Origin of the sequence: Dactylosporangium sp. NPDC000555, assembly GCF_040300025.1 — a bacterium.
Taxonomy (GTDB): domain Bacteria; phylum Actinomycetota; class Actinomycetes; order Mycobacteriales; family Micromonosporaceae; genus Dactylosporangium.
The window spans coordinates 103,313-128,806 of sequence record NZ_JBEPDB010000016.1; the positions used below are offsets into that span (position 1 = coordinate 103,313).

Consider the following 25,494-nt stretch of genomic DNA (forward strand, 5'->3'; position numbering starts at 1 on the left):
CAGTCGGTCGGGGCGGCGCGTCCGGGTACGCCGCCCCTGGCCGTGGCGGTCAGGCCCGGATGAACGCGAGCAGGTCGGCGTTGAGCGCAGCCTCGTAGGCGCCGACGATGCCGTGTGACGCGCCGGGGTACACCTTGAGCGTCGCGTCCTTCAGCAGTTGCACCGTCTTGGGCGCGGCCGCTTGGATGGGCACGATCTGGTCGTCGTCGCCGTGCGCGACGAAGACGGGGATGTCGATCCGCTTGAGGTCCTCGGTGAAGTCGGTCTCCGAGAACTCCTTGACGCAGTCGTACGCGGCCTTGAGTCCCACCTGCATGCTCAGCAGCCAGAACTGGTCACGCATGCCCTGCGACACGGTGCTGCCCGGACGGTTGGCGCCGTAGAACGGCGCGCTCAGGCCGCGGTAGAACTGCGAGCGGTCGGCCGCCAGCTCTGTCCGGATGGCGTCGAATGCCTCCAGCGGCGTGCCCTCCGGGTTGGCGTCGGTCTTGAGCATCAGCGGCGGCACCGCACCGACCAGGACGGCCTTCGCCACGCGCGACGTACCGTGGCGCCCGAGGTACCGTGTGACCTCGCCGCCGCCGGTGGAGTGACCGACCACGATCGCGTCGGTGAGGCCGAGCTGGTCGATGACTTCGGCGAGGTCGTCGGCGTACTGGTCCATGGTGTTGCCGTTCCATGTCTGCGTGGATCGGCCGTGGCCCCGGCGGTCGTGGGCGATCGCGCGGAAGCCGTTGGAGGCCAGCAGCATCAGCTGGTTGTCCCAGGCGTCGGCGTTGAGTGGCCAGCCGTGGCTCAACACGACGGGTCGGCCCGCACCCCAGTCCTTGTAGAAGATCTGAGCGCCGTCGGACGTGGCGATGTAGGGCATGGCATCTCCTCGCGACTGGGTGCGAGCCGGGTGTGGGCGGGCTCGTGCAGCCCTGCTGACCACGATGGAGCCGGATAAACCCGCACCAGCCGGCAACGTTCACGGCCACGTGACGGTCCGGCCGACCCCGATGACTCGAGGGGTGACCTCATGGGTGAGGCGCGGGTGCGTGGCGTGAGTCCGGCGGCGGCCGCGTCCGCGCACCGGGACGCCCGCGTCGGGCGTGTGCCGCGACCGCGCCTCGGAGGTGCCCGCGTCGGCGTTCGCGGGTGGCGCGGAGCACCACGAAGCGGTAGCAGTCGCTGCGGGTCGCGTCCGCGCGGGGGTGTGGTCCGGCTGGGAGCCGTGTCCACTCGCGTCCGCGCGGAGGCATCCAGGTCACTCGTGCGTGCGGGCGCCTGCGAAGGGCCGAGCGCCGTTGGGCGGATCGATCCTCGTGGGCACCTCAAAGGGTGATGAACCCTACCTTAAGAGTGGTGTTTCATTGAGCTACATTCATAAAGGTTATTTACTGTTAACAATCCTTCCATTACATTGACGGGACCACCCCCACCGCTGGAAGGAGCGATTGGATGCGTAAAGCGATCGCTGCGGTACTCATGACACTGGCCACCGCGGCCGCCGCACTGCTGGTGACGGTGTCCCCGGCATCGGCGCATGGGTACATCTCCTCACCGCCCAGCCGCCAGGCGATGTGCGCGCAAGGGCGCGTCGCCAACTGCGGCGCCATCGTGTACGAGCCGCAGAGCGTCGAGGGTCCGAAGGGCCTGACGAGCTGCAGCGGCGGCAATAGCCGTTTCGCCCAACTCGACAACCCGAACATGGGTTGGCCGGCGACGTCGGTCGGCAACACTGTCACCTTCAACTGGGTGTTCACCGCCCGCCACGCCACGGCGAACTTCGAGTACTTCGTCGGCGGCACCCGCATCGCGCTCATTGATGGCGGCGGCAGGCAGCCCGACGCGACCGCGTCGCACACGGTGAACCTCGGCGGGCGGACCGGCCGGATCCTCGTGCTGGCCCGCTGGAACGTCGCCGACACCGTCAACGCGTTCTACTCGTGCATCGACCTGCAGGTCGGTGGCGGCGGCAGCAACCCGACGCCGACGCCCACGCAGCCCACGACGTCCCCGTCGACCTCACCCACCTCCTCGCCGACCTCGCAGCCGCCGGCGGGCACGACCACCTGGGCCGCCGGCACCGCGTACAAGGTCGGCGACCGCGTCACGTACAACGGTGTGACCTACCAGTGCCTCCAGGCGCACACCGCGATCCCGGGCTGGGAGCCGCCCAACGTCCAGGCCCTGTGGAAGCGCGTCTGAACCTCGGTACCGCTCGAAAGCGGTGGCGTCCCGAGCATCGGGACGCCACCCCCGCGCAAGGAGACCCCGAAACATGAAACGCTTCGCGCTCCTTCTCGCGGCGTTCCTGCTGGCGGGCTGCGCCGCCGCCCCGGCGCAGCCCGCCCCCGCAGGCACCGAGCAACGCGTCTTCAACGACACCGACGTCATGTTCAGCCAGATGATGGTCGCGCATCACAGCCAGGCGCTGGAGATGGTCCGCCTGGCCCGGACGAACGCGGTGCGTGAGGACATACGCACCCTCGCGGCCGCGATCGAAGTCACCGAGACCGACGAGCTCAAGACCATGCAGGTGTGGCTCCGCACCTGGGGCCAGCCGCCGGCCGCGGACCCGTCCGCGCACGACGCCCACGGCGGGGCGCACGGCACCAACCCCGACGACATCAAGGCGCTCGGAGCCGCCAGCGGCGCAGAGTTCGAGACCAAGTTCCTCAACATGCTCATCGCGCACCAGCACAATGCGATCGAGATGGCCCGGATGGAGACCGGCACCGGCGTGAACCCCGGCGCCCTCGACCTGGCCCGGCGCATCGACGAGTCGAGGACCGCCGAAATTCAGCAGATGCTGCGGTACCTCAACCAGCCATCCTGACGCCACGCCCCGCACCCGGCGTCGTCGTAGCCGCCCGCGCCCGTATTTCGGCCGCTGTCGTTCGGCTCCGTCGGCGCCGGGTATAGGCGTCTTCGCGCCCGCGTCTTCGCGCCCGCGCGCAAACGTGGGCGCACCAGGCCCGCGTTGCGAGTCATGGCCAACGCGTTCGTGCCTGTGCGGCGTGGTTGGAAAGCCGTTCTGCCCGTCCGCGCGGGCGTGTCCGGATCACGCCGCGCACGGGCGTGCCCGGTTCATGCGGCGTCCGGGCGGGTTCGACATCGAGGCCCTCGCTGCCGTGGCGGGGCGCGGGGTCCATGATGGCGGCTGTATCCCGGGTGGCGGGCAGCATGGCTTTGGAAACGGGGCTTCGGGATTGGCCCCATCGTGGCGAGGAGGCGCGGATGGCCGGGCGGCTGAGGAACTGGGCCGGAAACATCGAGTTCGGGGCGGCTCGGGTGCACCGGCCCGAGACGGTCGAGCAGGTGCAGCACATCGTGGCCGGCGCCGAGCGGGTGCGCGTGCTCGGTACCGGGCACTCGTTCAATCCGATCGCGGACACGCCCGGGGACCTCATCAGCGTCGCCGGGCTGCCGGCCGACATCCGGATCGACGCGGAGCGGGGCACGGTCAGCGTCGCCGGCGGGGTGCGGTACGGCGAGCTGGCCGAGCGGCTGGACGCCGCCGGGTACGCGTTGCACAACCTCGGGTCGCTACCGCACATCTCGGTCGCGGGCGCGGTCGCGACCGGCACGCACGGGTCCGGGGTCGGGCTGGGCAACCTGGCGACCGCCGTCGCCGCGATCGAGCTCGTCACCGCGGACGGCGAGCTGGTGTCGCTGCGGCGCGGGGACGCCGACTTCCCGGGCAGTGTCGTCGCGCTCGGGGCGCTCGGCGTGGTCGTGCGGGTGACGCTGGACGTCGTTCCGGCGTACCAGGTGAGCCAGCACGTCTTCGAGCACCTGCCCCGCGCGCGGCTGGACGCGCACTGGGAGGAGATCGCGGCCGCGGGGTACAGCGTGAGCCTGTTCACCGGCTGGACCGGCGACACCGTCGACCAGGTGTGGGTCAAGCGGCGCGACGGTGACGCACCCGCGCCCGCGGAGTTGTTCGGGGCCAAAGCGGCCGGCGGGCCGCGGCATCCGATCGCGGCCATGTCGCCAGTGCACTGCACCGAGCAGGGCGGCGTGCCCGGGCCATGGCACACGCGGCTGCCGCACTTCAAGCTGGAGTTCACCCCGAGCAGCGGCGAGGAGCTGCAAACGGAGTACTTCGTGGCGCGCGCGGAAGCGGTCGCCGCGTTCGCGGCAGTGGACCGCGTGCGGCATCTGGTCGCGCCCGCGCTGCAGATCTCCGAGATCCGCACGGTCGCGGCGGACGACCTGTGGCTCAGCCCGCACTACGAGCGCGACAGCGTGGCGCTGCACTTCACCTGGGTACCGAATAATGATCTTGTGCTTCGGGCGGTTGAGGCGCTGGAGGAGCAACTCGCGCCGCTGGGGGCGCGGCCGCACTGGGGCAAGGTCTTCCGGCGCGCGCCGCGCTACCCGCGCTCGGCGGACTTCGCCGCCCTTGCCGCGCGGCTGGACCCGCGAGGCGCCTTCCGCAACGCGTTCGTGCGGCGCCACTTGCTCGGGGAGTAGATTTCCACCCGTGCGTATCGCTCGTTTCGCCCACAGCAGTGGCATGTCGTTCGGGGTCGTCGAGGGTGAGCCCGCGGCCGGCGTCTCCGGCCTGACCGTCGCCGAGATCGACGGTCACCCGTTCGGGGACGTCCGGTTCACCGGACAGCGCTGGGCCGTTGCCGACGTGCGGCTCCTCTCGCCCATTCTGCCCAGCAAGGTGGTGTGCGTCGGGCGCAACTACGCCGACCACGCGGCCGAGCTGGGCAATGACGTGCCGAAGGAGCCGCTGCTCTTCCTCAAGCCGTCCACCTCCATCATTGGCCCCAACGACGCGATCCGGCTGCCTCCGCAGTCGCAGCGGGTCGAGCACGAGGCCGAGCTCGCCGTCGTGATCGGCGTCACCGGCGCACGCCGCGTCGACCGCGCGGGCGCCGTCGCGGCGATCTTCGGGTACACCTGCGCGAACGACGTGACCGCGCGCGACCTGCAGCGCAAGGACGTGCAGTTCACGCGCGCGAAGGGCTTCGACTCGTTCTGCCCGATCGGCCCATGGATCGTCACCGGCACGGACGTCGGCGACGTCGAGGTGCGTTGCGAGGTCAACGAGGAGGTCCGCCAGCTCGGCCGCACCAAGGACATGATCTTCGACGTACCGACGCTTGTGTCATATGTGTCACACGTGATGACACTGCTGCCCGGCGACGTGATCCTCACCGGCACCCCGGCCGGCGTCTCCCCGATCGTGGCCGGCGACGAGGTCGTGGTCTCGATCGAGGGCATCGGCGCGCTCAGCAACAGGGTCCTGACCTTGGAATAAGCGCGTTGCAGATAACCGATTTGGCGTGGAAGGGGACCTCCGGTAAAGTTCTCTTCCGGCGCGGTAAGCGCCGATGGGGTATGGGGTAATTGGCAGCCCGACTGATTCTGGCTCAGTTAGTCTAGGTTCGAGTCCTGGTACCCCAGCGCCGCAGCAAGATCGCGGTGCTGGTAGTGTTTCACCGCACGTCAGCACGCACTGGGGCCCCGTCGTCTAGCGGCCCAGGACGCCGCCCTCTCAAGGCGGTAGCGCCGGTTCGAATCCGGTCGGGGCTACACGGAGATCCGCGTTTCCTTCGGGAGGCGCGGTTTTTCGTTTGGTACCCGCATTCGCGCCCGACGCCGCCCGAGCGCTCGACTAGGGCCGGGCTCGGCGTCGCCCGTGCTGTACGTCACTCCGCCACATTCGGACCTCCCTCCGCGTGTCCGCGCCCTGCACGCCTGGCCCTGCTGTCCCCTCGTGTGCGTGGCCGCACGGTCGGACGCTGGGCGCCTCGGACGCCAGGGCGCGCTGGCCCCGGGTCGGGCCCACACGCGCGGGCGCGGCCTGAGCGCGGCGGGTCAACCCCATGACGATCCGGACATGCGGCGCTGCGTCCCGGCCGTCTTGGCCAACGCCTTCACCCAATCGTCGGCGGAACCTCACCGTCCGCGATCGCCAATGCCGCGAGTCCGGGACGCCGAACGAGTGATCGGTGGGTAGCCGGCATCCGCCCAACGCCGCCGTCGGGTCGCCGATGGGCCGCGATGACCCTGGCGCCACCGGAGAGGGCGCCGAGCGCGCTCAGGATGCCCGATCCGGCGGCGGGGGTACGGGGGGAGAGTCCGCCTATCCCGACGAGTCGCACGCGGGCGTAGAGGCCGTTGTCGCCCGCCCGCCCGGCCCCGTGATGCCCTTGAGTTCGGCGCGGGCAGGTTCGGCAGCGTGCAACCCGGCTGCGCCGTCGTCGGCTGGCAGGTCGCCGCCCGGCGTCAGTCAGGCGAGGTATCCCGGAAACAGGGCTGGGGTGACCTTGCCAGCGGATCAGTCCAGCCGATCGCGGGCTGATCCGCTGACAAGGTCGCCATCTCAGCCGACCGGAACCAGGCACCTTCGGCCAGGGAAGCCCCGCGTTGCCTCCGTGCCTGAAGCGTCCCCGCCCAGAAGCCTCTGCGTTGCCTCCGCGCCCGGGGAAACCGTCTCGCCTCCGTGGGAGCGGCGTCCGTGGCCTGAGGGTCCCGTTCCGAGTGCCGGCAGCACGTGCTCGTCGGCGGCTACGAAGCCCACGCCGTCCGTCCCGCGCTTGCGCTGCACGGCGTCCGGCGCCGCTCGCACCGTGCCGCCGTCCGTCGCCGAGCACGCGCCCAGGCGACCGCCCGATCCGGATGCACGGGCGCGGCCCACGTCGCCACCCCGGCGAGCCCGGCCTGGAACCACGACGCCGCGCCCGCGCCCGTCAGCGGGCGTGGGCGCGGCGCCCATCCGTTCACAACTGGGTGGCGATCCCCAGGACGGCCGCGATGAACACGAACAGCCCGATCATCGCCGTCATACAGCCGCCCCGGCCGCTGCCGCCGTTGCCGTTCGGCTGCGCGGGCGGTGGCAGCTGCGGCTCCTGCGGTGCGGGAGGGGAGTCCGGTGCGTCGGGCCCGCTCGGGCCGTGGTCCGACGGGGAGGCCGGCGTCCCCGACGTCGGGGTGGAGTGGATGCCCGCCGAGCCGTCCGGCTCGGGGCTGGCAGGTGTGGTGGAGTCGGGCACTGGCGTTCCTTCCAGCTGATGCGCTCCGGGACCGCGCCCCGGATCCGCGGATGCAGGACGCGGCCACGCCCGGCGCTCCCGGACGCTCCGGACGGCACGTCTCGCCGATCGTAGGCGCGTCCGCGTGGCGCGCAACCCCGTGCGGCGCCATCGTGGCCGGGACCAGCGCATCGGCGCAGCGCCCGACCCGTCCGCGCGTGGTTCGCCGAGCCGGAGCTCCGTCTGGACACCCTCGGGTACCCGCACGGCCGCGGCGGCCATGCCCGAGGCGCCCATGGGGCGTCGAGACCCCAGACACTCAAGGCCGACCTCGAAGAGCCGCAGGCGAGCACCGAAGGACGCATGCCGCCAGGCATAGGAGTGGGACACGCAGGGAGCACAAACGCCCGGCCGGAAGCTGACCGGCCGGGCGGAGGACGTGCGAATCGCGCGCGTGCGGTAGCGAGGCAGGGGAGGAGCGAACCGGCTACAGGCCGGACAGACGCTGCCCGGCCCGAACGACGGCCATCGCGTGGCGATCGCCCGGGCGCCGGCCCAGGCGCTCGATCGGCCCGGAAATGCTGATCGCCGCGATGACCCGGCCCGTGCGGTCCCGGATCGGCGCGGAAACGCTCGCCACGCCGACCTCGCGCTCCGCCACGCTCTGGGCCCAGCCGCGCCGCCGCACCTCCGCGAGGGTGCGCCCGGTGAACTTGCAGCGCGGCAGCAGCGGCATCACGGCCTCGGGCGGCTCCCACGCCAGGAGGACCTGTGCGGCAGAGCCGGCAGTCATCGGCAGCACGGCGCCGATCGGCACCGTGTCACGCAGCCCGCTGGCCCGCTCGGCCGCGGCGACGCACAGGCGTTCGTCGGCGCGGCGCAGGTACAGCTGCGCGCTCTCGCCAGTCGCGTCGCGCAGCGCGGTCAGCATCGGCTCGGCGGCGGTGAGCAGGACGTCCGGTGCGGCGTTGGCCAGCTCGCCGAGCCGCGGGCCCGGGCGCCAGCGGCCCTGGGCGTCGCGCACGAGCAAGCGGTGGATCTCCAACGCCTGCGCCAGGCGATGCGCGGTGGCGCGCGGAAGCTTGGTCCGCTCCACCAATTCCGCCAGGCTGGCGCCGTCGACGCAGGCGGCAAGGATGACAACCGCCTTGTCGAGCACGCCCACACCGCTCATACTGTGTCCCACAGACCGAAACATACCTCCCAAATTTTAGGATGTCCAGATGGTGGGAGAAGCCCGACAGCAGCCGCGTACGCTGGCGGAGAAGGTGTGGGACGCGCACGTCGTACGCACCGCCGCCGGTGAGCCCGATCTGCTCTACATCGACCTGCACCTGCTGCACGAGGTCACCAGCCCGCAGGCATTCGACGGCCTGCGCATGTCCGGCCGCCCCGTGCGGCGCCGCGACCTGACGATCGCGACCGAAGACCACAACACGCCTACCGACAACCTGCTGACGATCAGCGATCCGGTGTCACGCACCCAGATCGAGACGCTGCGTCGCAACTGCGCCGAGTTCGGCATCCGGCTGCACTCGCTCGGCGACGAGCAGCAGGGCGTGGTCCACGTCATGGGACCGCAGCTCGGCCTCACCCAGCCCGGCATGACCATCGTGTGCGGCGACTCGCACACCTCCACGCACGGTGCATTCGGCGCCCTCGCGTTCGGCATCGGTACGTCCGAGGTGGAGCACGTCCTGGCGACGCAGACGCTGTCGCAGGCGCGCCCGCGCACCATGGCGGTCAACGTCGTCGGCGAACTCGGCCCCGACGTCACCGCCAAGGACCTGGTGCTGGCGCTCATCACCCAGGTGGGCACGGGCGGCGGCCGCGGGCACGTCGTGGAGTACCGCGGCCCGGCGATCGAGAAGCTGTCCATGGAGGGTCGGATGACCATCTCCAACATGTCGATCGAGTGGGGCGCCAAGGCCGGCATGATCGCGCCGGACGAGACGACCTTCGCCTACATCGAGGGCCGGCAGTACGCGCCGAAGGGCGAGGAGTGGGAGCGCGCCAAGGAGTACTGGCGCAGCCTTCGCACCGACGACGGCGCCAAGTTCGACACCGAGGTGACGCTGGACGTCTCGCAGCTCACCCCGTTCGTCACCTGGGGCACCAACCCGGGCCAGGGCGCGCCGCTGGGCGGCTTCGTCCCCAGCCCGGACGACTTCGCCGAGAGCGCGGAGCGCGTCGCCGCGCAGAAGGCGCTGGAGTACATGGCGCTCACCCCCGGCACGGCGATGCGCGAGATCCCGGTGGACGTGGTGTTCCTCGGCTCGTGCACCAACGGCCGGCTCGAGGACCTGCGCGCCGCCGCCGAGGTGCTGCGCGGGCGCAAGGTCGCCGACGGCGTTCGGATGCTCGTGGTGCCCGGCTCGGCCTCCGTGCGCGCGGCCGCGGAGCAGGAGGGCCTCGATCAGGTCTTCACCGCCTCCGGGGCCGAGTGGCGCTTCGCCGGCTGCTCCATGTGCCTGGGCATGAACCCGGACACGCTGAAGCCGGGCGAGCGCTCCGCCTCGACCTCCAACCGCAATTTCGAGGGGCGTCAGGGTCGCGGTGGTCGCACCCACCTGGTCTCGCCCCCGGTCGCCGCGGCGACCGCCGTTGCCGGTCGCCTCGCAGCCCCCGCCGACCTGAACTAAAAGGGACACGAACATGGAGAAGTTCACCGTCCACACCGGCACCGCGGTACCGCTGCGCCGGTCCAACGTGGACACCGACCAGATCATCCCCGCCGTCTACCTCAAGCGCGTCACCCGCACCGGGTTCGCCGACGGGCTGTTCAACGCCTGGCGTTCCGACCCGGAATTCGTGCTCAACAATCCGGCTTACGAGGGCGCCTCGATCCTCGTCGCCGGACCCGAGTTCGGCACCGGATCCTCGCGTGAGCATGCCGTTTGGGCGCTGCAGGACTACGGATTCCGGGCCGTCGTCGCCCCCCGTTTCGGTGACATCTTCCGCGGCAACGCGCTCAAGGCCGGGCTGCTGCCCGTCGAACTCGGCCTCGAAAACGTCGAGACCCTGTGGGCCGCGATCGAGGCCGACCCGAAGCTCGCGGTAACGGTCGACCTGGAGTCGCGCCAGTTGCGCGCGGGCGCCCACGAATGGGCCTTCCCACTGGACGATTTCAGTCGTTGGCGGCTGCTGGAAGGCCTCGACGACATCGGCCTCACCCTTCGCCACGAGGACGCTATCACCGCCTTCGAACAAGGCCGTCCGGAGTGGACACCCGTCGTTCACTAGCCCCCGCAGGGCGTCTCGATGAGCCACCGGTCAAAATCCGTTACTCCACAACGATTTCTTTTCCGTCATATGTTTGTATCCTGTGTGCGTTGGGATACCTTGCCCACAGGGACTTCAATTCTGGTACGGGAGGAAACGTGAACAAGGCCGAGCTCATCGAGGCGCTCAGCGCTCGCCTGGGCGACAAGAAGTCGGCGAACGCGGCGCTGGACGCGGTGCTGGCCGAGATCCAGGCCGCGGTGACCAAGGGCGACAAGGTCGCCATCACCGGTTTCGGCGTGTTCGAGAAGCGCATTCGTGGTGCGAGAACCGCCCGCAACCCGCGCACCGGTGAAGCGGTGAAGGTGAAGAAGACGTCGGTACCCGCGTTCCGCGCCGGCGCCAGCTTCCGCGAGATGGTCGCCAGCGGCAAGGTGCCGAAGGTCGCCGCGGCAAAGAAGGCCGTCGCGACCAAGGCCGCCGCGAAGGCGACGACCGCCAAAGCGACGACCGCCAAGGCCACCACGGCGAAGGCGACGACGGCCAAGGCCGCTCCGGCCAAGGCTGCCGCCACCAAGGCCGCCGCCAAGGCCGCTCCGGCCAAGGCTGCCGCCGCCAAGGCGGCGCCGGCGAAGAAGGCCGCCGCCAAGACGACCCGCGCCGCGGCGTCCACGGCGGCGCGTAAGACGACGACGGCCACCACGGCCGCCGCCAAGACCACCACGGCCGCCAAGAAGGCGCCGGCCAAGAAGGCCGCCGCCAAGTAAGGAAGCAAGCAACGGAAAAGGGCGGCGCCGCGAATCGCGGCGCCGCCCTTTCGCCTTTCCGCTTTCGACTACCGCAGCGTCACCGGCGTCAGCCTGTCCCGCCCGACGATGCGCCCGGCCGAGAAGCACAGCACCCATCCGGCGCCCTTGCGGGTGTGGAAATTGACGTCGCTGCGCTTCGTCAGCGCCGTGAGCAGCGGCGGCATCAGCTTGCCCTGGCTGCACACCACGGTCGTGCCGCCGCGTTCGGCCAACTCGGCCAGCGCCGCGGCGGCCGGCTCAGGCTCCCGCAGCTCGTCGAACGTCGCGTCGACCTCCACCGGCATCCCCAACGGCTCCAAGGTCTGGCGGCACCGCAGGGGGGTGGCCGACACCACCCGGTCCGGCCGTAGCAGCGCCAGCAGCCCGCTCAGGGCCCGGGCGTCGCGTTCCCCGACGGGCTCCAGGGGCCGCTCGGCGTCCGGGCCGGTCCATTCCTGCCGCCGACCGGCCTTCGCGTGACGTACCAGCGCTACCACCCCGGTGACCGGCGGCAGGCCAAGGAACGCGCGCACCACGCCCCGGTCGTGCGCGTAGCTCAGCGCCGACTGCGCGTCGGCGACCGACACCCACCGGGCCTCCTCGATCTCGTCGTCGGCCGGCCGCGGCGCCCACGCGGCCGCGCGCATCGACCAGAAGTCGACGAGCTTCTCCACGCCCGGCTCGCCGGTGAGGTACCTGATCGACGGCAGCCGCACCTGCGGTACCGCCTCCACCGACGTCTCCTCGAACACCTCGCGGACCGCGGCGGTCAGCTCATGCTCGCCCGGGTCGAGCTTGCCCTTGGGCAGCGACCAGTCGTTGTACCGGGGCCGGTGCACGAGCACGATCTCCGGCGCGCCGGCGCTGGTGTGCCGCCACACGACGCCGCCCGCGGCGCGAACCACCGAATTCACTTCAGCCATGCGATGTTCTTATCCTCCAGCACCGACTCCCACACGGACGGGAACTTCGCGCGGGCGCGCGTGACCGAGGCCCGCTCGCGTTCGAACAGCCGCCCCGCCGTGACCGCGAGGGCGTGGTCGCCGGGCGCGGCCGCGGCCGCGGCCAGCCACGCGTCCGCGGCGATCGCGGCGTCCTGATGCTCGCCGATCACTCCCTGCGCCCGCGCGATGGCCTTCGCCAGCAGTACCGCGTCGGGCCCGACGACCGCCGAGACCGCGTCGGCGGCATAGCGGGCCCGCTTCGCCCGCTTGCGGACCTCGTGCCAGTCGTCGTCGGGCAGGTCCGGGGTCAGCTCGCCGGCGCCGGGCACACCGCCCCCGCCGGACACCAGCCGCCGCCACGGCTTCCGCGCGATGCCCGGCAGCACCTCGTCGGCACGCTCCCGGGCCAGCTCCGACAGCCGCGGCGCCTGGACGGCCTCGACGAGCGCGTCGAGCAACCGCACGTACCGCCGCGAGTGCAGCGCCGCGTCCAGCACCGCCAGCGCCTGCTCCTGCCGTGCCGCCAGCGCCGCGTCGATGCTCTCCACCGCCTCCGGATCCGGCGGTACGAGCGGGTCGGCGGCGGCCGTGCGGTGCAGCCTCGCCCGCAGCACCTCGACGTCGCGCGCGCCCCCGAGCGCGGTGGCCAGCCATGCCAACTCCGCCCGCAGCGGCGCCGTCCACGACGGGTCCAGCAGCGCCTGGAACGTCTGCAGGTCGCTGCGCAGACGGCGGGTACCGACCCGCATCTGGTGCACCGGAGTATCGCCGTTGGGCATGATCGCGCGCAGCCGCGCGAACGGGTCGTGCTTGAAGATGCGCGCGATGTCGCGGCGGATCGCCTCGGTCACCACGTCGCCGGCGCGGGGCCGGCGTCGCAGCGGCGCGGGCACGACCAGCACCGGCGCCTCCAGCCGGCCCATCGCCCGCACGTGTTTGGGCACGAAGTCGCCCGCCTCCGCGCCCGCGCGCAGCAACAGCCGTTCGATCTTGTCCAGCAGCTTCGGCCCGCCGTCGACCCGCTCGACCTCGATCTCGCGGAACCGGTGCGCGACCTTACGCCCGTCGAGGACGCTCACGACGTCGTCGGCCACCTCGGCCAGGACCGCGCCGTCGCGGTCGGCGACCTCGTAGACGGTCCGTACCGTGCGCAGCACCGCCGCCGGCCGCAGGGTGCGCCCGCGCCGGTACGCCGTCACCAGGTCCAGCAGGTCCGGCGGTACCACGCCCGCGCCCGCGGCCGGGCGGGAGTGCTCATGGCGCACCCCCACCGTCGAGGACGGCAGCTTGACCGTCCAGACCTTCGCCGGGGCGTCGTTCTTGCGGTACCGCAGCGAAACCCCGTGCCGGGCGAGCAGCCGTTCGGCGGTGTCGTAGTAGGTTGCCCGCAGCGTCACCGGCTCCCGCGCGCTCACCCGTCCGGCGGCGCTGAGGTTCGGCATCCTGAACCCGTCGTCGACCTGGTACTTGCGCTCTTCCTCCAGCATCCAGTCACCCTAAAGGTTGAACCGGCTCACTCCACCCGGTCGACGATGCGGCGCAGCAGGGCCTCCTGCGGGTTCCTGCCCGGCCGCCGGTGCCACTCGCCGTTGCCCGACAGCTCGAAGGCCCCCGTCTCGTCGGTCATCATCAGGCTCAGCACCCGGTGCAGCTCCTCGGTCGATGCCGGGTCGGTCACCTGCACCAGGGCCTCCACGCGGCGGTCCAGGTTGCGGTGCATGAGATCCGCCGAGCCGATCCAGTACTCCGCGCGGGCACCGTGGCCGAACCGGAACACCCGCGAGTGCTCCAGGAACCGGCCCAGGACCGAACGGACCCGGATGTTCTCCGACAGGTCCGGCACGCCCGGGCGCAGCGCGCAGATGCCGCGCACGATCAGGTCGACCCGCGTCCCCGCGCGGCTGGCCCGATACAGCGAGTCGATGACCTCCTCGTCGACCAGCGAGTTCACCTTGATCTGCACGAGGCCGCCGGCGCCGAACGCGACCTCGCGCTCGACCCGCTCGATGATGCCGCGGCGCACACCGTGCGGCGCGACCAGCAGCCGGCGGTACGACGTCTGGCGGCTGTAGCCGGTGAGCACGTTGAACAGGTCGGTCAGGTCCGCGCCCACCTCCGGGTCGGCGGTCAGCAGCCCGTAGTCCTCGTAGAGCCGCGCCGTCTTCGGGTGGTAGTTGCCGGTACCGATGTGGCAGTAGCGGCGGATGTGGTTGCCCTCCTGCCGCACCACGAGGGCCGTCTTCGTGTGCGTCTTGAGCCCGACCAGGCCGTATACCACGTGGCAGCCCGCCCGCTCCAGCGTCCGCGCCCAGCCGATGTTGGCCTTCTCGTCGAAGCGCGCCTTCACCTCGACGAGCACCACCACCTGCTTGCCCGCCTCGGCCGCGTCGACGAGCGCGTCGACGATCGGCGAGTCGCCGCTGGTGCGGTACAGCGTCAGCTTGATCGCCAGCACGTTCGGGTCCGCGGCGGCCTGCTCGATGAAGCGCTGCACGCTCGTGGAGAACGAGTGATATGGGTGGTGCACCAGGATGTCGTGGTCGCGCAGCCGCGCGAAGACGCTGCGCGGCGTCTCACCTTCGGCGAAGTGCGGGTGCGTCGCCGGTACAAAAGGCGGGTCCTTCAGGCCCGGACGATCTACGCCGTTGTACACCTCCCACAGCGCCGTCAGGTCCAGCAGACCCGGCACCCGCAGCACGTCGTGCGAGTCCATGTCGAGCTCGCGCACGAGCAGTTCCAGCACGTGGTCGGAGATCGACGCGGCGACCTCCAGCCGAACCGGTGGCCCGAAGCGCCTCCGCGCGAGCTCCCGCTCCAGCGCCTGCAGCAGATCCTCGTCGCGGTCCTCGTCGAGCTCGACCTCGGCGTTGCGGGTCACCCGGAACAGGTGATGCTCGACGACCTGCATGCCGGAGAACAGCTGCCCGAGGTGCGCCGCGATCAGCTCCTCGACGGGCAGGAAGCGCATCACCCGGGCGCCGTCGCGCGCGGCGTGCAGCGCGAAGAACCGCGGCACGTTGTTGGGCACCTTGATCCGCGCGAACAGCTCCGGCCCGCCGTCCTTCTCCCGCACCACCACGGCCATGTTCAGCGACAGGCCCGAGATGTACGGGAACGGGTGCGCCGGGTCGACCGCCAGCGGGGTCAGCACCGGGAAGATCTGCTCGCGGAACGACGCGCGCATCCGCTCCCGCTCCGCCGGGTCCAGCTCCGTCCAGCGAACGATGTGGATGTTCTCCTCGGCCATCGCCGGCGCGATCTCCTCGGCGAAGACCCGCGACTGGCGCGACATCAGCGCGGACGTGCGCTCGGCGATCTGCTCCAGCTGCTCCGTCGGCGGCAGGAACCCGGGCCGCCGCACCGGCAGCCCGGTCTGCAGGCGCCGCTTCAGCCCCGCGACGCGCACCATGTAGAACTCGTCGAGGTTGCTGGCGAAGATCGCGAGGAACTTGGCCCGCTCCAGCAGCGGCGTGGCCGGGTCCTCGGCCAGCGTCAGGACACGCGCGTTGAAGTCGAGCCAGGACAGCTCACGGTTGAGATAGCGGTCCTCCGGCAGCGGCTTCTCTTCCTCCTGTACCCGCGGTGCCTCCCCTTCGGCCGCGAACGACCCGGCGCCGAGGTCCCCGCGGACGGGCTCCGGCTCTTCGGCAGGGGCGTCCGCGCGGTCGGCGGTGTGCCCGGTGCCGCCCGCACCCTCGACGGCCTCGTCCCCGATCGCGGCCGCACCCTCGACGGCTACGACGCCCCCGAGCGTGGCTCCCGCGTTCTTGCCTGGTACCGCTACAGCCGCGTCGGCTGGTGCCACAGCAACGCCCTCCAGGTCCGTCTCGCGTTCCGCCGGCGCCACGGCGTCCGCACCCGCTGCCGGAACCGCCGCCTCGGCGCCTCCCGCCGGTGCTGCGGCGTCCGTGCCTTCCGCCGGGATCGCGATGTCTGTGGCGCCCGCCGGGGCTGAGGCGGCCGGTGCGGACGCGACGGACGCGGTCCCCGCGACTGCCGCGCCGTTGGTGTCCGACCGGTCCACGGCGGCCGGCTGGATCGCCGGCTGCTTTGTGGCGTCCGTTGCTTTGACGCCGCCGGTCCGCGTCGCCGACTTCGTGGCAGCCACCTGCGTCGCCGATTTCGCGCCGACTGCGCCTGCCGCGGACTTGGCGACCTCCGTTCGTGCCGCCGGCTTCGTGGCAGCCGGCCGCGTCGCCGGTTTCGCGCCGGCTGCGTCTGTCGCGGATCTGGCGGCGGACGTCCGTGCCGTCGGCTTCGTGGTCGTCGCCTGTGCCGCCGGCTTCGTGGCAGCCGGTTTCGCGCCGACCGCGTCTGTCGCGGATCTGGCGGCGGACGTCCGTGCCGCCGGCTTCGTGGTCGTCGCCTGTGCCGCCGGCTTCGTGGCAGCCGGTTTCGCGCCGGCCGCATCTGTCGCGGATTTGGTGGCAGCCGGCTTCCCGGCGGCCGCCTCGGTCGCCGGCCTCGCGGCGGCCGCCCTCGGCGCGGGCTTCGTGGCGTCCGGCCGCCTGCCGGGCTTCGTCTCGGGCGCTCCTGGGGCGGTCTCTGCGCCGCCGACCGGCGGATTCGGCTCCGTGGACTGCGCCGGGTTGTTGCCGGCGCGCGCGGGCGCGGACGACTTCGCCGGGGCCTTCTGCGCCGGCACCCGCTCGGACGCCTTCGTCGTCTCTGTCGTGGCCTCGTTCACCGTGACCTCGCTCACCGTGGCTTCGTCGGCCGCTGCCGGCCATGCGACCTTCGTGGCTCGACGATCCCGTGCTGGGGCCCCGCTCCCGCTGGGTCTCGTCGTCTCGGGTGGTGCACTCGCCGGATCGGGCCGCTGGGCGGCATTGCGCGGGCGACTTCGACCGGTCGTGCTCTCGTCCACCGGATCATCATGGCCTGTTTGTGCCGGTCTCAACATGAACTTCCCGCTGCTCGGCGAATCACGGCAGGGTCGGGATGGTGACCTTCGTGATCGTGCCCACATCGTCGTGGTCGAGCCGCACCCGCTGACCGAGTCGCAGGTGCCGCAGCCCGGAAGCGTCGAACGCCGCGGCCGGGAACGTCACCTCGACCCCGTCGTCGAGCAGCACCGTGCCACTGCGGCTCTCGTCGTCGAACGTCGCCACTGTGCCCTGCATGCCGATCACGCTACCGTGCAGAGGACTTGTCCGGTATGTGTGCCGAGTCCCAGCCGCGCCGCCGCATCGAGATCGGCCGCTGTGTCCACGTCGCGACGAAGGCTCGGCCACGCCCCGTCGAGCCGCACCGCGCCCGAGCGTAGGTGTGCCGCCGCCGATCCCGGCCCGAACTGCGGCGCCAACGCCTCCCCGGCCGGCGCCGCCAGCAGCACGGTGCCGGTGCCCTCGAGGTCCGGCACGAACGCCCGCCGCCCCGCCCGCGCGGCCGCGACCAGGGCGGACTCGAGATCCTCGGGCCGCATGGCCGGCAGATCCGCCGTCAGCGCGACCACCGCGATCCCGCCCGCATCCGCGCGCACCACGTCGACGTGCGCCGCGTCCGCGCCTCCGACACCCATGTGCGCCGCGTCCGCGCCTCCCGTTCCGATGTACGCCGCGTCCGTACGTCCGACGCCCATGTGCGCCGCGCCGGTGCGTTCCGCGCCGAGGTGCGCCGCGTCCGCGCCGTGTGCGCCCGTGCGCGCCGCGTCCGCGCCGCCGCGTGCGCCCATGCGCGCCCCGTCCACACGTCCGACGCCGATGTGGAGCTCCTCCAGGCGGTCTACGCTGATGTGCGCGATGTCGACGCGACCTGCGCCGATGTGCGCGACGTCAGTGCGCGTCGCATCCGTGGGCCCGGTGTCGTGGACGGGACTGGCGTCCGGGCGTGCCGCGTCGGTGACGCCCCGGCCGTCGGGTGAGGACCCGTCCGACCGGTGGCGGGGCGTGGTCGCGCGTTGAGCGGCCTCGGCGCCGTACGCCAAGGCTGCGTTGAGGCCGGCGGCCGGGGCATCGGGCAGGCACAGCGCGCCCAGGGCGGTCAGCTCGGCGCAGACCGTGGGGTCGTCACAGATCACCACGACGTGCGCCACCGCGCGGCAGGCGAGCGCGGCGGCTACCGTGTCGCGTGCCATGGCCAGCACAAGATCCGGGTGTACGGCTTCGGGCACGGCGCCGCGCAGCCGCGTCTTGGCCGCTCGCAGGGGTTTGACCGGCACCACGGCCACCCAGGCGGGCGCTCGGTCGGGAGCCGTCGGCTGGGTGGACGACTGGCCGTGGCAGCGCATGAACCATCCTGACACGGCCACCCGGCGCCCGGCAGTGGCATGATTCGCAGCAGAACCGTGAGGGGAGGGTGAGATGGTGCGCCGGAGGCTGGGCTTCTGGCGGCGTTTCGCCGTCATGACCGTCAAGCCCGCGATCCAGGTGCTGACCCGTCGCACCTGGCGAGGAATGGAGCACATCCCGGCCGAGGGTGGGGTGATCATCGTGGTCAACCACATCTCCCACGCGGACCCGCTGGCCGTCGGGCACTACATTTACGACGTGGGCCGGTGGCCGTCCTTCTTGGCCAAGGCCAGCCTGTTCGAGGTGCCCGTGCTCGGATACCTGATGAAGTCCGTGCACCAGATACCGGTGCGTCGCGGCACCACCGACGCGGTCAAGGCGCTCGAGGCCGCCCGGGCGGGCGTGCGCGCGGGCGAGGCCGTGGTCATCTACCCGGAGGGCACCACGACCCGCGAGCCCGACCTGTGGCCGATGCGCGGCAAGACCGGTGCCGCCCGGCTGTGGCTGGACACCGGGGCACCCGTTATCCCGATCGTCATGTGGGGGCCGCAGCGGATCTACGACCCGCGCACGAAGAAGCTCAAGCTGCTCCCGCGCGCGAAGGTGACCATCGTGACGGGAGAACCCATCGACCTGTCCGCCTGGGCGGACGCGCAGCCGACGGCGCAGATCCTCACCGAGATCACCGACCACATCATGCTGCACCTGCGCGACATGCTGGTGGAGATCCGGGGCGGCACCCCGCCACCGCTGTGGACCCCGAAGCGCACCGCGCAGCGACCCGAAGAGCAGGCGGCATGAGCATTCAACGCGCGGCGGTCCTGGGCGCCGGCTCGTGGGGCACGGCTTTCGCCAAGATTCTGGCCGACGCCGGAACGCCTCAGGTCACCATCTGGTCGCGCCGCCCCGCGCTTGCCGCCTCGATTCGGGAGCAGCACCACAACCCGGACTATCTGCCCACGATGTGGCTGCCGGACGCGGTCACCGCGACGTCCGACGCGTTCGAGGCGATCGAGGGGGCCGACCTCGTCGTGCTCGCCGTGCCGTCGCAGACGCTCCGCCACAACCTCACCGCCTGGCGCGAGGCGATCGGCGCGGACGCGACGCTCGTCAGCCTCATGAAGGGCATCGAGCTCGGCACGCTCAAGCGGATGAGCGAGGTGATCGTCGAGGTCGCCGACGTCGAACCGGAGCGGGTCGTCGTGGTCACCGGCCCGAACCTGGCGCCCGAGATCGCCGCCGAGCAGATCGCGGGCACCGTCGTCGCCTGCCGTGACATCCGCCGCGCGGAGCTCGTCCAGCGCGCGATCAGCACGCGGTACCTCCGGCCGTACACCAACGACGACGTCGTCGGCTGCGAGCTCGGCGGCGCCGTGAAGAACGCCATCGCGCTCGCCTACGGGATGGCTTCCGCGCTCGGGTTCGGCGACAACACCAAGGCCACGCTGATCACGCGCGGCCTGGCGGAGACCGCCCGCCTGGGCGCGGCCCTCGGCGCCAACCCGATGACGTTCGCCGGCCTCGCCGGCCTGGGCGACCTCATCGCGACGTGCTCCTCGCCGCTGTCGCGCAACCGTACGTTCGGCGAGCGGCTCGGGCGCGGCGAGACCCTGGAACAGGCGCAGCTGGCGACCCGCCAGACCGCCGAGGGCGTCAAGAGCTGCTTGTCGATCCGTGATCTCGCGCACAGCGTCGGCGTCGAAATGCCGATCACGGAACAGGTCGAGCAGGTCTGCCACGAGGGCGTCGACCCGCTCAAGGCCATTGCCGCGCTGATGGCGAGGGGGACGAAGCCGGAGCGCCCGGGCGTCCCCTCGACCGGCCAGTGACCGGCGAACGCGCGGACGCGCGCGGTGACGGCACGCGCGTCGTCCACGCCGGAGTGCCGGCGCCGGTGGCGGGGGAGCCGTTCCTGCCCTCGCCGGTGTTCGGGGCGCCCTACCACCTCGATCCGGTCGCCGGGCCACAGCCGGGCGTGGACGGGTACGGGCGGACGGACAACCGGACGTACCGCCTTCTGGAGCAGGCAATCGGCGAGCTGGAGGGCGGCGAGTGCGTCGTGTTCGCCTCCGGCATGGCGGCGATCACCGCGGTCCTGCTGGCCACGCTGCGCGGGGGCGACACTGTCGTGCTGCCCGGCGACGGGTACTACCTCACCCGCGCCTTCGCCGCCGAGCACCTGCCCGGGCGCGGGATCGAGGTGCGCACGATGCCGACCGCGGGGCCGTATCCGGCGTTGGACGGCGTCCGCCTTCTGCTGCTGGAGACGCCGTCCAACCCGGGCCTGGACGTGTGCGACGTGGCCGGCCTGGCCGCGCGGGCGCACGCGTGCGGAGGCCTGGTCGCCGTGGACAACACCACGCCGACGCCGCTCGGGCAGCGGCCGCTCGACCTGGGCGCGGACTTCTCGGTCGCCTCGGCCACCAAGGCGCTGACCGGCCACTCCGACATGCTGCTGGGCTACGTCTGCGCACGCGACCCGGAGTTGATCGCGACGATCCGCACATGGCGCGCGCGGACGGGTGGCATCCCGGGTGCGTTCGAGGCCTGGCTCGCCCACCGGTCGCTCGGGACGCTCGACCTGCGCCTGGCGCGCCAGACCGCGAACGCGGCTGCCGTGAGCGAGCTGCTGGCCGGCCATCCGGCGGTCGCGTCCGTGCGGTGGCCCGGGCGCCCGGGCGATCCGGCGTTCGAGGCGGCGGCCCGCCAGATGCGCCGCGTGCCGGGCGTGGTGACGTTCACGCTGGCCGACAAGGCGGCCGTGGACCGCTTCCTGGCCGCGTCCGAGCTGGTGTTCGCCGCCACGTCGTTCGGGGGGCTGCACACCACGGCGGACAGGCGGGCGCAATGGGGCGATGATGCCCCCGAGGGCCTCGTCCGCTTCTCGTGTGGCGTGGAGGACACCGCCGACCTGGTCGCGGACGTCCGCCGCGCCCTGGACGCGGCGCTGGGCTGACGCGGACCAAGTGCACGGCGGCGCCGCCGTAACCGCGATCGCCGCGACCAGCGCTCGGAGGCGGCGATCACATCAGCCCGCGGGCCGGCGGTCAGCGCGCGATGGGGCGAATCAGCGCGAGGCGGCGGTCAGCGCGCGGAGGTCGTCAGCCGCGGAGCCGGCGGTCAGCGCGCGGAGGCGGCGGAGTCGGCGCGCCGAAGCGGCGATCCGGGCGCGGGCGCGGCCGTCGCGCGGACGCCAGTGCTGCGCGGACGGCGAACGAAGTGGCGGCTGCGCCGCTAGACTAATGGTTGCGAGCCCGAACCGAGGTGAGGGTTCAGCAGCTCACCGGGCCGGGGTCCGTGGCACGCACGGTGGCGACGATCGGCGCCGAAAGATTCACCAACCAGGATCCGTCGGCGGACTTCGGCACCACGACGCGGAGGGCCACCTCGCGGTCCACGCTCTGCCAGAGAGTCTCGTCGCGCCGCTCCTCCGGGAACCAACACACGCCCGACAGGCCGATCAGCTGCGCGGTGCGCGGAACCGTCGGCTTCGACACGCCGCAGGACAGCACGATCGGCGGGTTGCCGAACGCGGCGTTCTGCTCGCCGCCGGCGGTCACCGCGCGGCGCGGGAGGCCGCCGAGCGAGTCGGGCAGCTGCGAAACCAGCGCACGGCACACCGTGGCCGGGCTCGGAGCGAGTTCGGGCGCCTCAGCGGGTACGGCCGCCAGGTTTTGCGGATTTTCCGCACGGCCCGGGAAGCCGCCCAGGCCCCAGAAGGCGAGCAGACCGGCCACCAGCGCGATGGGCAGTGCCGCGAGGGCCGCGATCCTGGCCGGGCCCGCTGCGGGGCGCGTCGTGTCCGCGGTCACTGCAAGTGCACCACCGAGCAGGTGACAGTGCGGGTGATTCCGGGCACCAGCTGAACCTTCGAGACGATGAGCTGCCCCAGCTCGTCGATGTTGCGCGCCTCCGTGAGGACGACGACGTCGTAGGGGCCGGTGACGGCGTCGACGCGGACCACGCCGTTGAGGCCGTGGATGGCCGAGGCCACGTCGCGTGCCTTGCCGACTTCTGTTTGGATCAGGATGTATGCCTGTACCACGACACGACTCCCTCCCTGCGCCACACGAGCGCTGATCAGGCGTCAACCTACCGCAAGAATGGAATCGGCAAATCAACCGCCGTGCGTGATCATGCCATGACACGCGGCGTCGGCGACACTATCGAGCATCACGTTGGAGGACGGGTGACCCTAGCAACCGCCGGGGAGTTCGGGCTGATCTCGCGGGTGACGGCCCGGCTCGGGGCGGCGTCGCCCTTTGTTCTGCTCGGGCCCGGGGACGACGCGGCGCTCGTCGCGGCCCCGGACGCGCGCGTCGTCGCGAGCACGGACGTGCTGGTCGACGGGCGGCATTTCCGCCGCGACTGGTGCAGTGCGCGTGACGTCGGCCACCGCGCCGCCGCGGCCAACCTTGCCGACATCGCAGCCATGGGCGCGCGCCCCACCGCGCTCCTGGTGGCTCTTTGCGCCCCCGCCAACCTGCAGGTCTCGTGGGCCGAGGGGCTCGCCGACGGGCTGGCCGCGGAAGCGGCCAAGACGGGCGCCGTCGTTGTGGGCGGGGACACGTCGGCGAGCCCGACGCTGACCATCGCGGTGACCGCCCTCGGGGACTTGGAGGGGCACGCGCCGGTGGTGCGCTCGGGCGCGCGCCCGGGCGACGTGGTGGCCGTGGCCGGGCGGATCGGGCACGCGGCGGCCGGGTACACGGTCCTGTCGCGCGGGTTCCGCTCGCCGAAGCTGCTCGTCGACGCCTACCGGCGGCCCGAGGTGCCGTACCACCTGGGCCCGGTCGCCGCGCGGATGGGCGCGACGTCGATGATCGACGTGTCCGACGGGCTGCTCTCCGATCTCGGCCACATCGCGGCCGCCAGCGGTGTCGGCATCGACCTGCGCCGCGACGCGTTCAGCGTGCCCGAGCCCATGCGCGACGCCGCGACGGCGCTGAGTGTCGACCCGCACGGCTGGCTCCTCGCCGGCGGCGACGACCACGCCCTCGCCGCCACCTTCCCGCCCGACCTCGAGCTGCCGGCCGAGTGGCTCATCGTGGGCACCGTCGTTCCGTCCGGTCAGTTCACAGTGGGTGACGGTGTGACCGTCGACGGGCGCAGGTACACCGGGGGAGCGCCCGGCTGGGATCACTTCCGGTGACGGAATCCCGCCGAAGCAGTAAGGGCTGTCGCGGCCCGTACCCTTTACCATCGTGATCGAGATCGACATCCGACTGACCCGCTACGGCTCGCGGGTCGCCACCGAACTCACCACCGCCGCGCTCGCCGACCTGAGCGAGCGGTATGGCGGCGAGGGGGACACCACCCCGATCGGGCCGGGCGAGTTCGACCCACCGGAGGGGGCGTTCCTCATCGCCTACCTGGACCACACCCCGGCCGGCTGCGTCGGCTTCCGCACGTTCGCCGACGACGAGACGACGGCGGAGCTCAAGCGGCTCTACGTGGCGCCGCAGTTCCGCGGGCGCGGCGTGGCGAAGGCGCTCCTGACCGCCGTGCAGGACGCGGCGCGGCAGGCCGGTCGGCAGCGGATCTGGCTGGAGACGGGGACTGCTCAGCCCGAGGCGATCTCGCTGTACGAGCGGAGCGGATATGCCCGAATCGAGGATTTCGGGCACTACAAGGGGTATCCGGACGTGCGGTCGTTCGGTCGCGAGCTCTGACGCCGCGATCCGAGTACGACAATCCGAGCACTACAAAAGGCCCCGTGACCGCGTCACGGGGCCTTTTGCCAGGCTGAGTCAGCCGCGGACGACCTTGCCGGCCTTGAGGCAGGAGGTGCAGACCTGCACCTTCCGCGTGGTGCCGCCACCGGCCGGGGTGCGCACCGTCTGAATGTTGGGGTTCCAACGGCGGTTGGTCCGCCGGTGCGAGTGGGACACGTTGTGGCCGAAGCCCGGTCCCTTGCCGCAGACGTCGCACACGCTAGCCACGGGGATCTCCTGGGATTGATTTGCAGTCTCGGGTTGGAACGGGCCCGCGTCGCGGGTCTCGTTCCAGGCGCCACCGGCCGGGTGAGCGGCGGGCAACCCGGCAAGGTTACCTGATCCCCGCCCGCGACACCCAATCGGCCCTGTCGGCGGCGCATCGGTGGGGAATGACGCCACCCACCGTTAGGCTCTGGCGCGTGCCAGACAGCGTGGACGCCGCGACCGTCCGCCGGTGGTGTGCCGCCGGCCTCGACGCGCTGCGGCGCCATAGGGCCGAGATCGACGCGCTCAACGTATACCCGGTCCCGGACGGCGACACCGGCACCAACCTCGCGCTGACCATGGCCGCCGCCGCGGAGGCCGCGGACGGCGCCACGGCGGGCGAAGTCCTGCGCGCCGCGGCGCGCGGCGCCCTGCTGGGCGCCCGGGGCAACTCCGGGATCATCCTGGCCCAGCTGTTCAAGGGGCTCGCCGACGCCCTGGACGGTGTGGCCGCCGCGGACGCGGGGCAGCTCGCCCGGGCGCTGGACGAGGCCGCCCGCGGCGCCTACCGCGCGGTCGCGGCGCCGGTGGAGGGCACGGTGCTCTCCGTCGGCGCGGCCGCCGCCCGGGCCGCGCTGGCCGCGGCGGACGGCATCGGCGCGCGGCCCGGGGGCGTCGCCGCCGTGGCGAGGGCGGCCGCCGACGGGGCACGTGTCGCGCTCGCGCGGACGCCCGAGCAGCTGCCCGCGCTCGCCCAGGCCGGCGTCGTCGATGCCGGCGGGCGGGGCCTCGTGGTGCTGCTCGACGCGCTGGTGCGGACGCTGACCGGCGAGGCGCCGCCGCCCGGTGACGCGCCGGGGCCGGCGACGCTGCCGGGCCCCCGGCCGGGCGGGACGATGGCGCGCGAGGCGGGCTCGGACGAGTACGCGTACGAGGTGCAGTACCTCCTGGAGGCCAGCGCGGCGGCGGTCGAGGCCCTGCGCGGTGTCCTCGCGGGGCTCGGCGACTCCCTCGTGGTGATCGGCGACGAGCCGACCTGGCACGTCCACGTGCACGTCAACGACATCGGTGCGGCCATCGAGGCGGGCGTCGAGGCCGGGCGGCCGAGCCGGATCTCGGTGACCCGGTTCGCCGACCAGATCGCTGCCCGCGCGGAGGCCCGGCGACCCCGGGCCGCCGCGGTCGTGCCATCGCCGAGCGCCCCACCCGAGCCGCGCACAGGGGTGGACGTCGTGGCCGAGGTGCACGCGAGAGCCGGCGTGCGCGCGGGGGCGGGCGAGACGGGCACCGCCGCCGGGGCGGGGCGCCGGGAGCGCGGGGACGCCGAGCACGGGGACCGTGCCGGGGCGGGGCGCCGGGAGCGCGGGGACGCCGAGCACGGGGACCGTGCCGGGGCGGGGCGCCGGGAG

Annotated in this window: 23 protein-coding genes, 2 tRNA genes and 1 pseudogene; 15 read left to right on the forward strand and 11 right to left on the reverse strand. The window is 72.4% G+C overall.

Going from position 1 to position 25,494, the window contains the following annotated elements:
• Positions 1 to 49: 49 nt before the first annotated feature.
• Positions 50 to 871: an alpha/beta fold hydrolase gene (locus ABT297_RS13460; protein ID WP_350548458.1), complete on the reverse strand. Its 822-nt coding sequence runs from the start codon at positions 869 to 871 to the stop codon at positions 50 to 52.
• A 572-nt stretch (positions 872 to 1,443) separates the two neighbouring features.
• Between ABT297_RS13460 and ABT297_RS13465 the strand changes: the two genes are divergently transcribed.
• From ABT297_RS13465 to ABT297_RS13490, 6 genes are all read left to right on the forward strand, one after another.
• Positions 1,444 to 2,193 carry a lytic polysaccharide monooxygenase gene (locus tag ABT297_RS13465; protein ID WP_350548460.1) on the forward strand — a complete coding sequence of 250 codons (750 nt, stop codon included), beginning with the start codon at positions 1,444 to 1,446 and terminating at the stop codon, positions 2,191 to 2,193.
• Positions 2,194 to 2,266: 73 nt separating this feature from the next.
• Positions 2,267 to 2,824 (forward strand): DUF305 domain-containing protein, encoded by a 558-nt coding sequence (locus ABT297_RS13470; RefSeq protein WP_350548462.1) that lies wholly within the window; start codon positions 2,267 to 2,269, stop codon positions 2,822 to 2,824.
• Between the two features lie 401 nt (positions 2,825 to 3,225).
• Positions 3,226 to 4,464 carry an FAD-binding protein gene (locus ABT297_RS13475; RefSeq protein ID WP_350548464.1) on the forward strand — a complete coding sequence of 413 codons (1,239 nt, stop codon included), beginning with the start codon at positions 3,226 to 3,228 and terminating at the stop codon, positions 4,462 to 4,464.
• A gap of 10 nt (positions 4,465 to 4,474) precedes the next feature.
• Positions 4,475 to 5,263 (forward strand): fumarylacetoacetate hydrolase family protein, encoded by a 789-nt coding sequence (locus ABT297_RS13480; RefSeq protein WP_350548466.1) that lies wholly within the window; start codon positions 4,475 to 4,477, stop codon positions 5,261 to 5,263.
• A 74-nt stretch (positions 5,264 to 5,337) separates the two neighbouring features.
• A tRNA-Gln gene (locus ABT297_RS13485) sits at positions 5,338 to 5,409 on the forward strand.
• A 56-nt stretch (positions 5,410 to 5,465) separates the two neighbouring features.
• Positions 5,466 to 5,538: transfer RNA gene (locus ABT297_RS13490), tRNA-Glu, on the forward strand.
• Between the two features lie 1,190 nt (positions 5,539 to 6,728).
• Here ABT297_RS13490 and ABT297_RS13495 read toward each other — a convergent pair.
• Together ABT297_RS13495 and ABT297_RS13500 are read right to left on the reverse strand one after the other, a co-directional pair.
• Positions 6,729 to 7,001 (reverse strand): hypothetical protein, encoded by a 273-nt coding sequence (locus tag ABT297_RS13495; protein ID WP_350548468.1) that lies wholly within the window; start codon positions 6,999 to 7,001, stop codon positions 6,729 to 6,731.
• Positions 7,002 to 7,467: 466 nt separating this feature from the next.
• The gene (locus ABT297_RS13500) at positions 7,468 to 8,154 is read right to left on the reverse strand and encodes an IclR family transcriptional regulator (RefSeq protein WP_350548470.1); all 687 of its coding nucleotides are present in this window, start codon (positions 8,152 to 8,154) and stop codon (positions 7,468 to 7,470) included.
• Between the two features lie 49 nt (positions 8,155 to 8,203).
• Between ABT297_RS13500 and leuC the strand changes: the two genes are divergently transcribed.
• From leuC to ABT297_RS13515, 3 genes are all read left to right on the forward strand, one after another.
• Complete coding sequence (gene leuC, locus ABT297_RS13505; RefSeq protein WP_350548472.1) at positions 8,204 to 9,622, forward strand: 3-isopropylmalate dehydratase large subunit; 1,419 nt, start codon at positions 8,204 to 8,206, stop codon at positions 9,620 to 9,622.
• A gap of 13 nt (positions 9,623 to 9,635) precedes the next feature.
• Positions 9,636 to 10,223 (forward strand): 3-isopropylmalate dehydratase small subunit, encoded by a 588-nt coding sequence (gene leuD / locus ABT297_RS13510; protein ID WP_350548474.1) that lies wholly within the window; start codon positions 9,636 to 9,638, stop codon positions 10,221 to 10,223.
• 137 nt (positions 10,224 to 10,360) lie between these two features.
• Positions 10,361 to 10,969 (forward strand): HU family DNA-binding protein, encoded by a 609-nt coding sequence (locus ABT297_RS13515; RefSeq protein ID WP_350548476.1) that lies wholly within the window; start codon positions 10,361 to 10,363, stop codon positions 10,967 to 10,969.
• 68 nt (positions 10,970 to 11,037) lie between these two features.
• Here the strand turns inward: ABT297_RS13515 and ABT297_RS13520 are convergent, their stop codons facing one another.
• The 5 genes and pseudogenes from ABT297_RS13520 to ABT297_RS13540 form a co-directional block, all read right to left on the reverse strand.
• The gene (locus ABT297_RS13520; protein ID WP_350548478.1) at positions 11,038 to 11,913 is read right to left on the reverse strand and encodes an NUDIX hydrolase; all 876 of its coding nucleotides are present in this window, start codon (positions 11,911 to 11,913) and stop codon (positions 11,038 to 11,040) included.
• Entirely contained in the window at positions 11,901 to 13,421 is a 1,521-nt protein-coding gene (locus tag ABT297_RS13525) for a CYTH and CHAD domain-containing protein (protein WP_350548480.1), read from the reverse strand. Before ABT297_RS13525 ends, ABT297_RS13520 begins: the two co-directional genes overlap by 13 nt.
• Positions 13,422 to 13,447: 26 nt before the next feature.
• A complete protein-coding gene (locus ABT297_RS13530; RefSeq protein WP_502885567.1) occupies positions 13,448 to 15,649 on the reverse strand; it encodes an RNA degradosome polyphosphate kinase in 2,202 nt (733 codons plus the stop codon).
• A gap of 1,210 nt (positions 15,650 to 16,859) precedes the next feature.
• A complete protein-coding gene (locus ABT297_RS13535; RefSeq protein ID WP_350548484.1) occupies positions 16,860 to 17,057 on the reverse strand; it encodes a cold-shock protein in 198 nt (65 codons plus the stop codon).
• Positions 17,058 to 17,062: 5 nt separating this feature from the next.
• Positions 17,063 to 17,410 (reverse strand): annotated as a pseudogene (locus tag ABT297_RS13540) (2-phospho-L-lactate guanylyltransferase); the annotation flags it as partial.
• Between the two features lie 826 nt (positions 17,411 to 18,236).
• Here ABT297_RS13540 and ABT297_RS13545 point away from each other — a divergent pair.
• Genes ABT297_RS13545 through ABT297_RS13555 form a run of 3 tightly spaced genes read left to right on the forward strand, consistent with a single transcriptional unit; the run spans position 18,237 to position 21,120 of the window.
• Positions 18,237 to 18,965, forward strand: a complete 729-nt coding sequence (locus ABT297_RS13545; protein WP_350548486.1) for a lysophospholipid acyltransferase family protein — start codon at positions 18,237 to 18,239, stop codon at positions 18,963 to 18,965.
• Positions 18,962 to 19,993 carry an NAD(P)H-dependent glycerol-3-phosphate dehydrogenase gene (locus ABT297_RS13550; protein ID WP_350548488.1) on the forward strand — a complete coding sequence of 344 codons (1,032 nt, stop codon included), beginning with the start codon at positions 18,962 to 18,964 and terminating at the stop codon, positions 19,991 to 19,993. Before ABT297_RS13545 ends, ABT297_RS13550 begins: the two co-directional genes overlap by 4 nt.
• Entirely contained in the window at positions 19,990 to 21,120 is a 1,131-nt protein-coding gene (locus ABT297_RS13555) for a cystathionine gamma-lyase (protein ID WP_350548490.1), read from the forward strand. The genes ABT297_RS13550 and ABT297_RS13555 overlap by 4 nt, the downstream gene beginning before the upstream one ends.
• 316 nt (positions 21,121 to 21,436) lie before the next feature.
• Here ABT297_RS13555 and ABT297_RS13560 read toward each other — a convergent pair whose 3' ends face one another.
• Together ABT297_RS13560 and ABT297_RS13565 are read right to left on the reverse strand one after the other, a co-directional pair.
• On the reverse strand, positions 21,437 to 21,976 hold the full coding sequence (locus ABT297_RS13560; RefSeq protein ID WP_350548492.1) for a DUF3515 domain-containing protein: 540 nt from the start codon (positions 21,974 to 21,976) through the stop codon (positions 21,437 to 21,439).
• Positions 21,973 to 22,209, reverse strand: coding sequence for an Lrp/AsnC ligand binding domain-containing protein (locus ABT297_RS13565; RefSeq protein ID WP_350548494.1), 237 nt, complete (start codon positions 22,207 to 22,209; stop codon positions 21,973 to 21,975). Before ABT297_RS13565 ends, ABT297_RS13560 begins: the two co-directional genes overlap by 4 nt.
• 96 nt (positions 22,210 to 22,305) lie before the next feature.
• Here ABT297_RS13565 and ABT297_RS13570 point away from each other — a divergent pair, with 96 nt between their 5' ends.
• Together ABT297_RS13570 and ABT297_RS13575 are read left to right on the forward strand one after the other, a co-directional pair.
• Entirely contained in the window at positions 22,306 to 23,316 is a 1,011-nt protein-coding gene (locus ABT297_RS13570; RefSeq protein WP_502885564.1) for a thiamine-phosphate kinase, read from the forward strand.
• 52 nt (positions 23,317 to 23,368) lie between these two features.
• Positions 23,369 to 23,836, forward strand: a complete 468-nt coding sequence (locus ABT297_RS13575; RefSeq protein WP_502885565.1) for a GNAT family N-acetyltransferase — start codon at positions 23,369 to 23,371, stop codon at positions 23,834 to 23,836.
• 78 nt (positions 23,837 to 23,914) lie between these two features.
• On the opposite strand, the gene rpmB is transcribed toward ABT297_RS13575, so the two are convergent.
• Positions 23,915 to 24,106 (reverse strand): 50S ribosomal protein L28, encoded by a 192-nt coding sequence (rpmB, locus tag ABT297_RS13580; protein ID WP_190249618.1) that lies wholly within the window; start codon positions 24,104 to 24,106, stop codon positions 23,915 to 23,917.
• Between the two features lie 194 nt (positions 24,107 to 24,300).
• On the opposite strand from rpmB, the gene ABT297_RS13585 reads away from it, so the two are divergent.
• Positions 24,301 to 25,494: DAK2 domain-containing protein (locus ABT297_RS13585; RefSeq protein WP_350548497.1), on the forward strand; the 1,194-nt coding region annotated here is incomplete at its 3' end.

Bases quoted from the DNA above. Each gene is read 5' to 3' on its own strand.
- leuD (WP_350548474.1), top strand. From the start codon at position 9,636: ATGGAGAAGTTCACCGTCCACACCGGCACCGCGGTACCGCTGCGCCGG.
- ABT297_RS13475 (WP_350548464.1), top strand. From the start codon at position 3,226: ATGGCCGGGCGGCTGAGGAACTGGGCCGGAAACATCGAGTTCGGGGCG.
- ABT297_RS13465 (WP_350548460.1), top strand. From the start codon at position 1,444: ATGCGTAAAGCGATCGCTGCGGTACTCATGACACTGGCCACCGCGGCC.
- ABT297_RS13520 (WP_350548478.1), bottom strand. From the start codon at position 11,913: ATGGCTGAAGTGAATTCGGTGGTTCGCGCCGCGGGCGGCGTCGTGTGG.
- ABT297_RS13545 (WP_350548486.1), top strand. From the start codon at position 18,237: ATGGTGCGCCGGAGGCTGGGCTTCTGGCGGCGTTTCGCCGTCATGACC.
- ABT297_RS13460 (WP_350548458.1), bottom strand. From the start codon at position 871: ATGCCCTACATCGCCACGTCCGACGGCGCTCAGATCTTCTACAAGGAC.
- ABT297_RS13550 (WP_350548488.1), top strand. From the start codon at position 18,962: ATGAGCATTCAACGCGCGGCGGTCCTGGGCGCCGGCTCGTGGGGCACG.
- leuC (WP_350548472.1), top strand. From the start codon at position 8,204: ATGGTGGGAGAAGCCCGACAGCAGCCGCGTACGCTGGCGGAGAAGGTG.
- ABT297_RS13535 (WP_350548484.1), bottom strand. From the start codon at position 17,057: ATGCAGGGCACAGTGGCGACGTTCGACGACGAGAGCCGCAGTGGCACG.
- ABT297_RS13570 (WP_502885564.1), top strand. From the start codon at position 22,306: ATGACACGCGGCGTCGGCGACACTATCGAGCATCACGTTGGAGGACGG.
- ABT297_RS13500 (WP_350548470.1), bottom strand. From the start codon at position 8,154: ATGAGCGGTGTGGGCGTGCTCGACAAGGCGGTTGTCATCCTTGCCGCC.
- ABT297_RS13525 (WP_350548480.1), bottom strand. From the start codon at position 13,421: ATGCTGGAGGAAGAGCGCAAGTACCAGGTCGACGACGGGTTCAGGATG.
- ABT297_RS13470 (WP_350548462.1), top strand. From the start codon at position 2,267: ATGAAACGCTTCGCGCTCCTTCTCGCGGCGTTCCTGCTGGCGGGCTGC.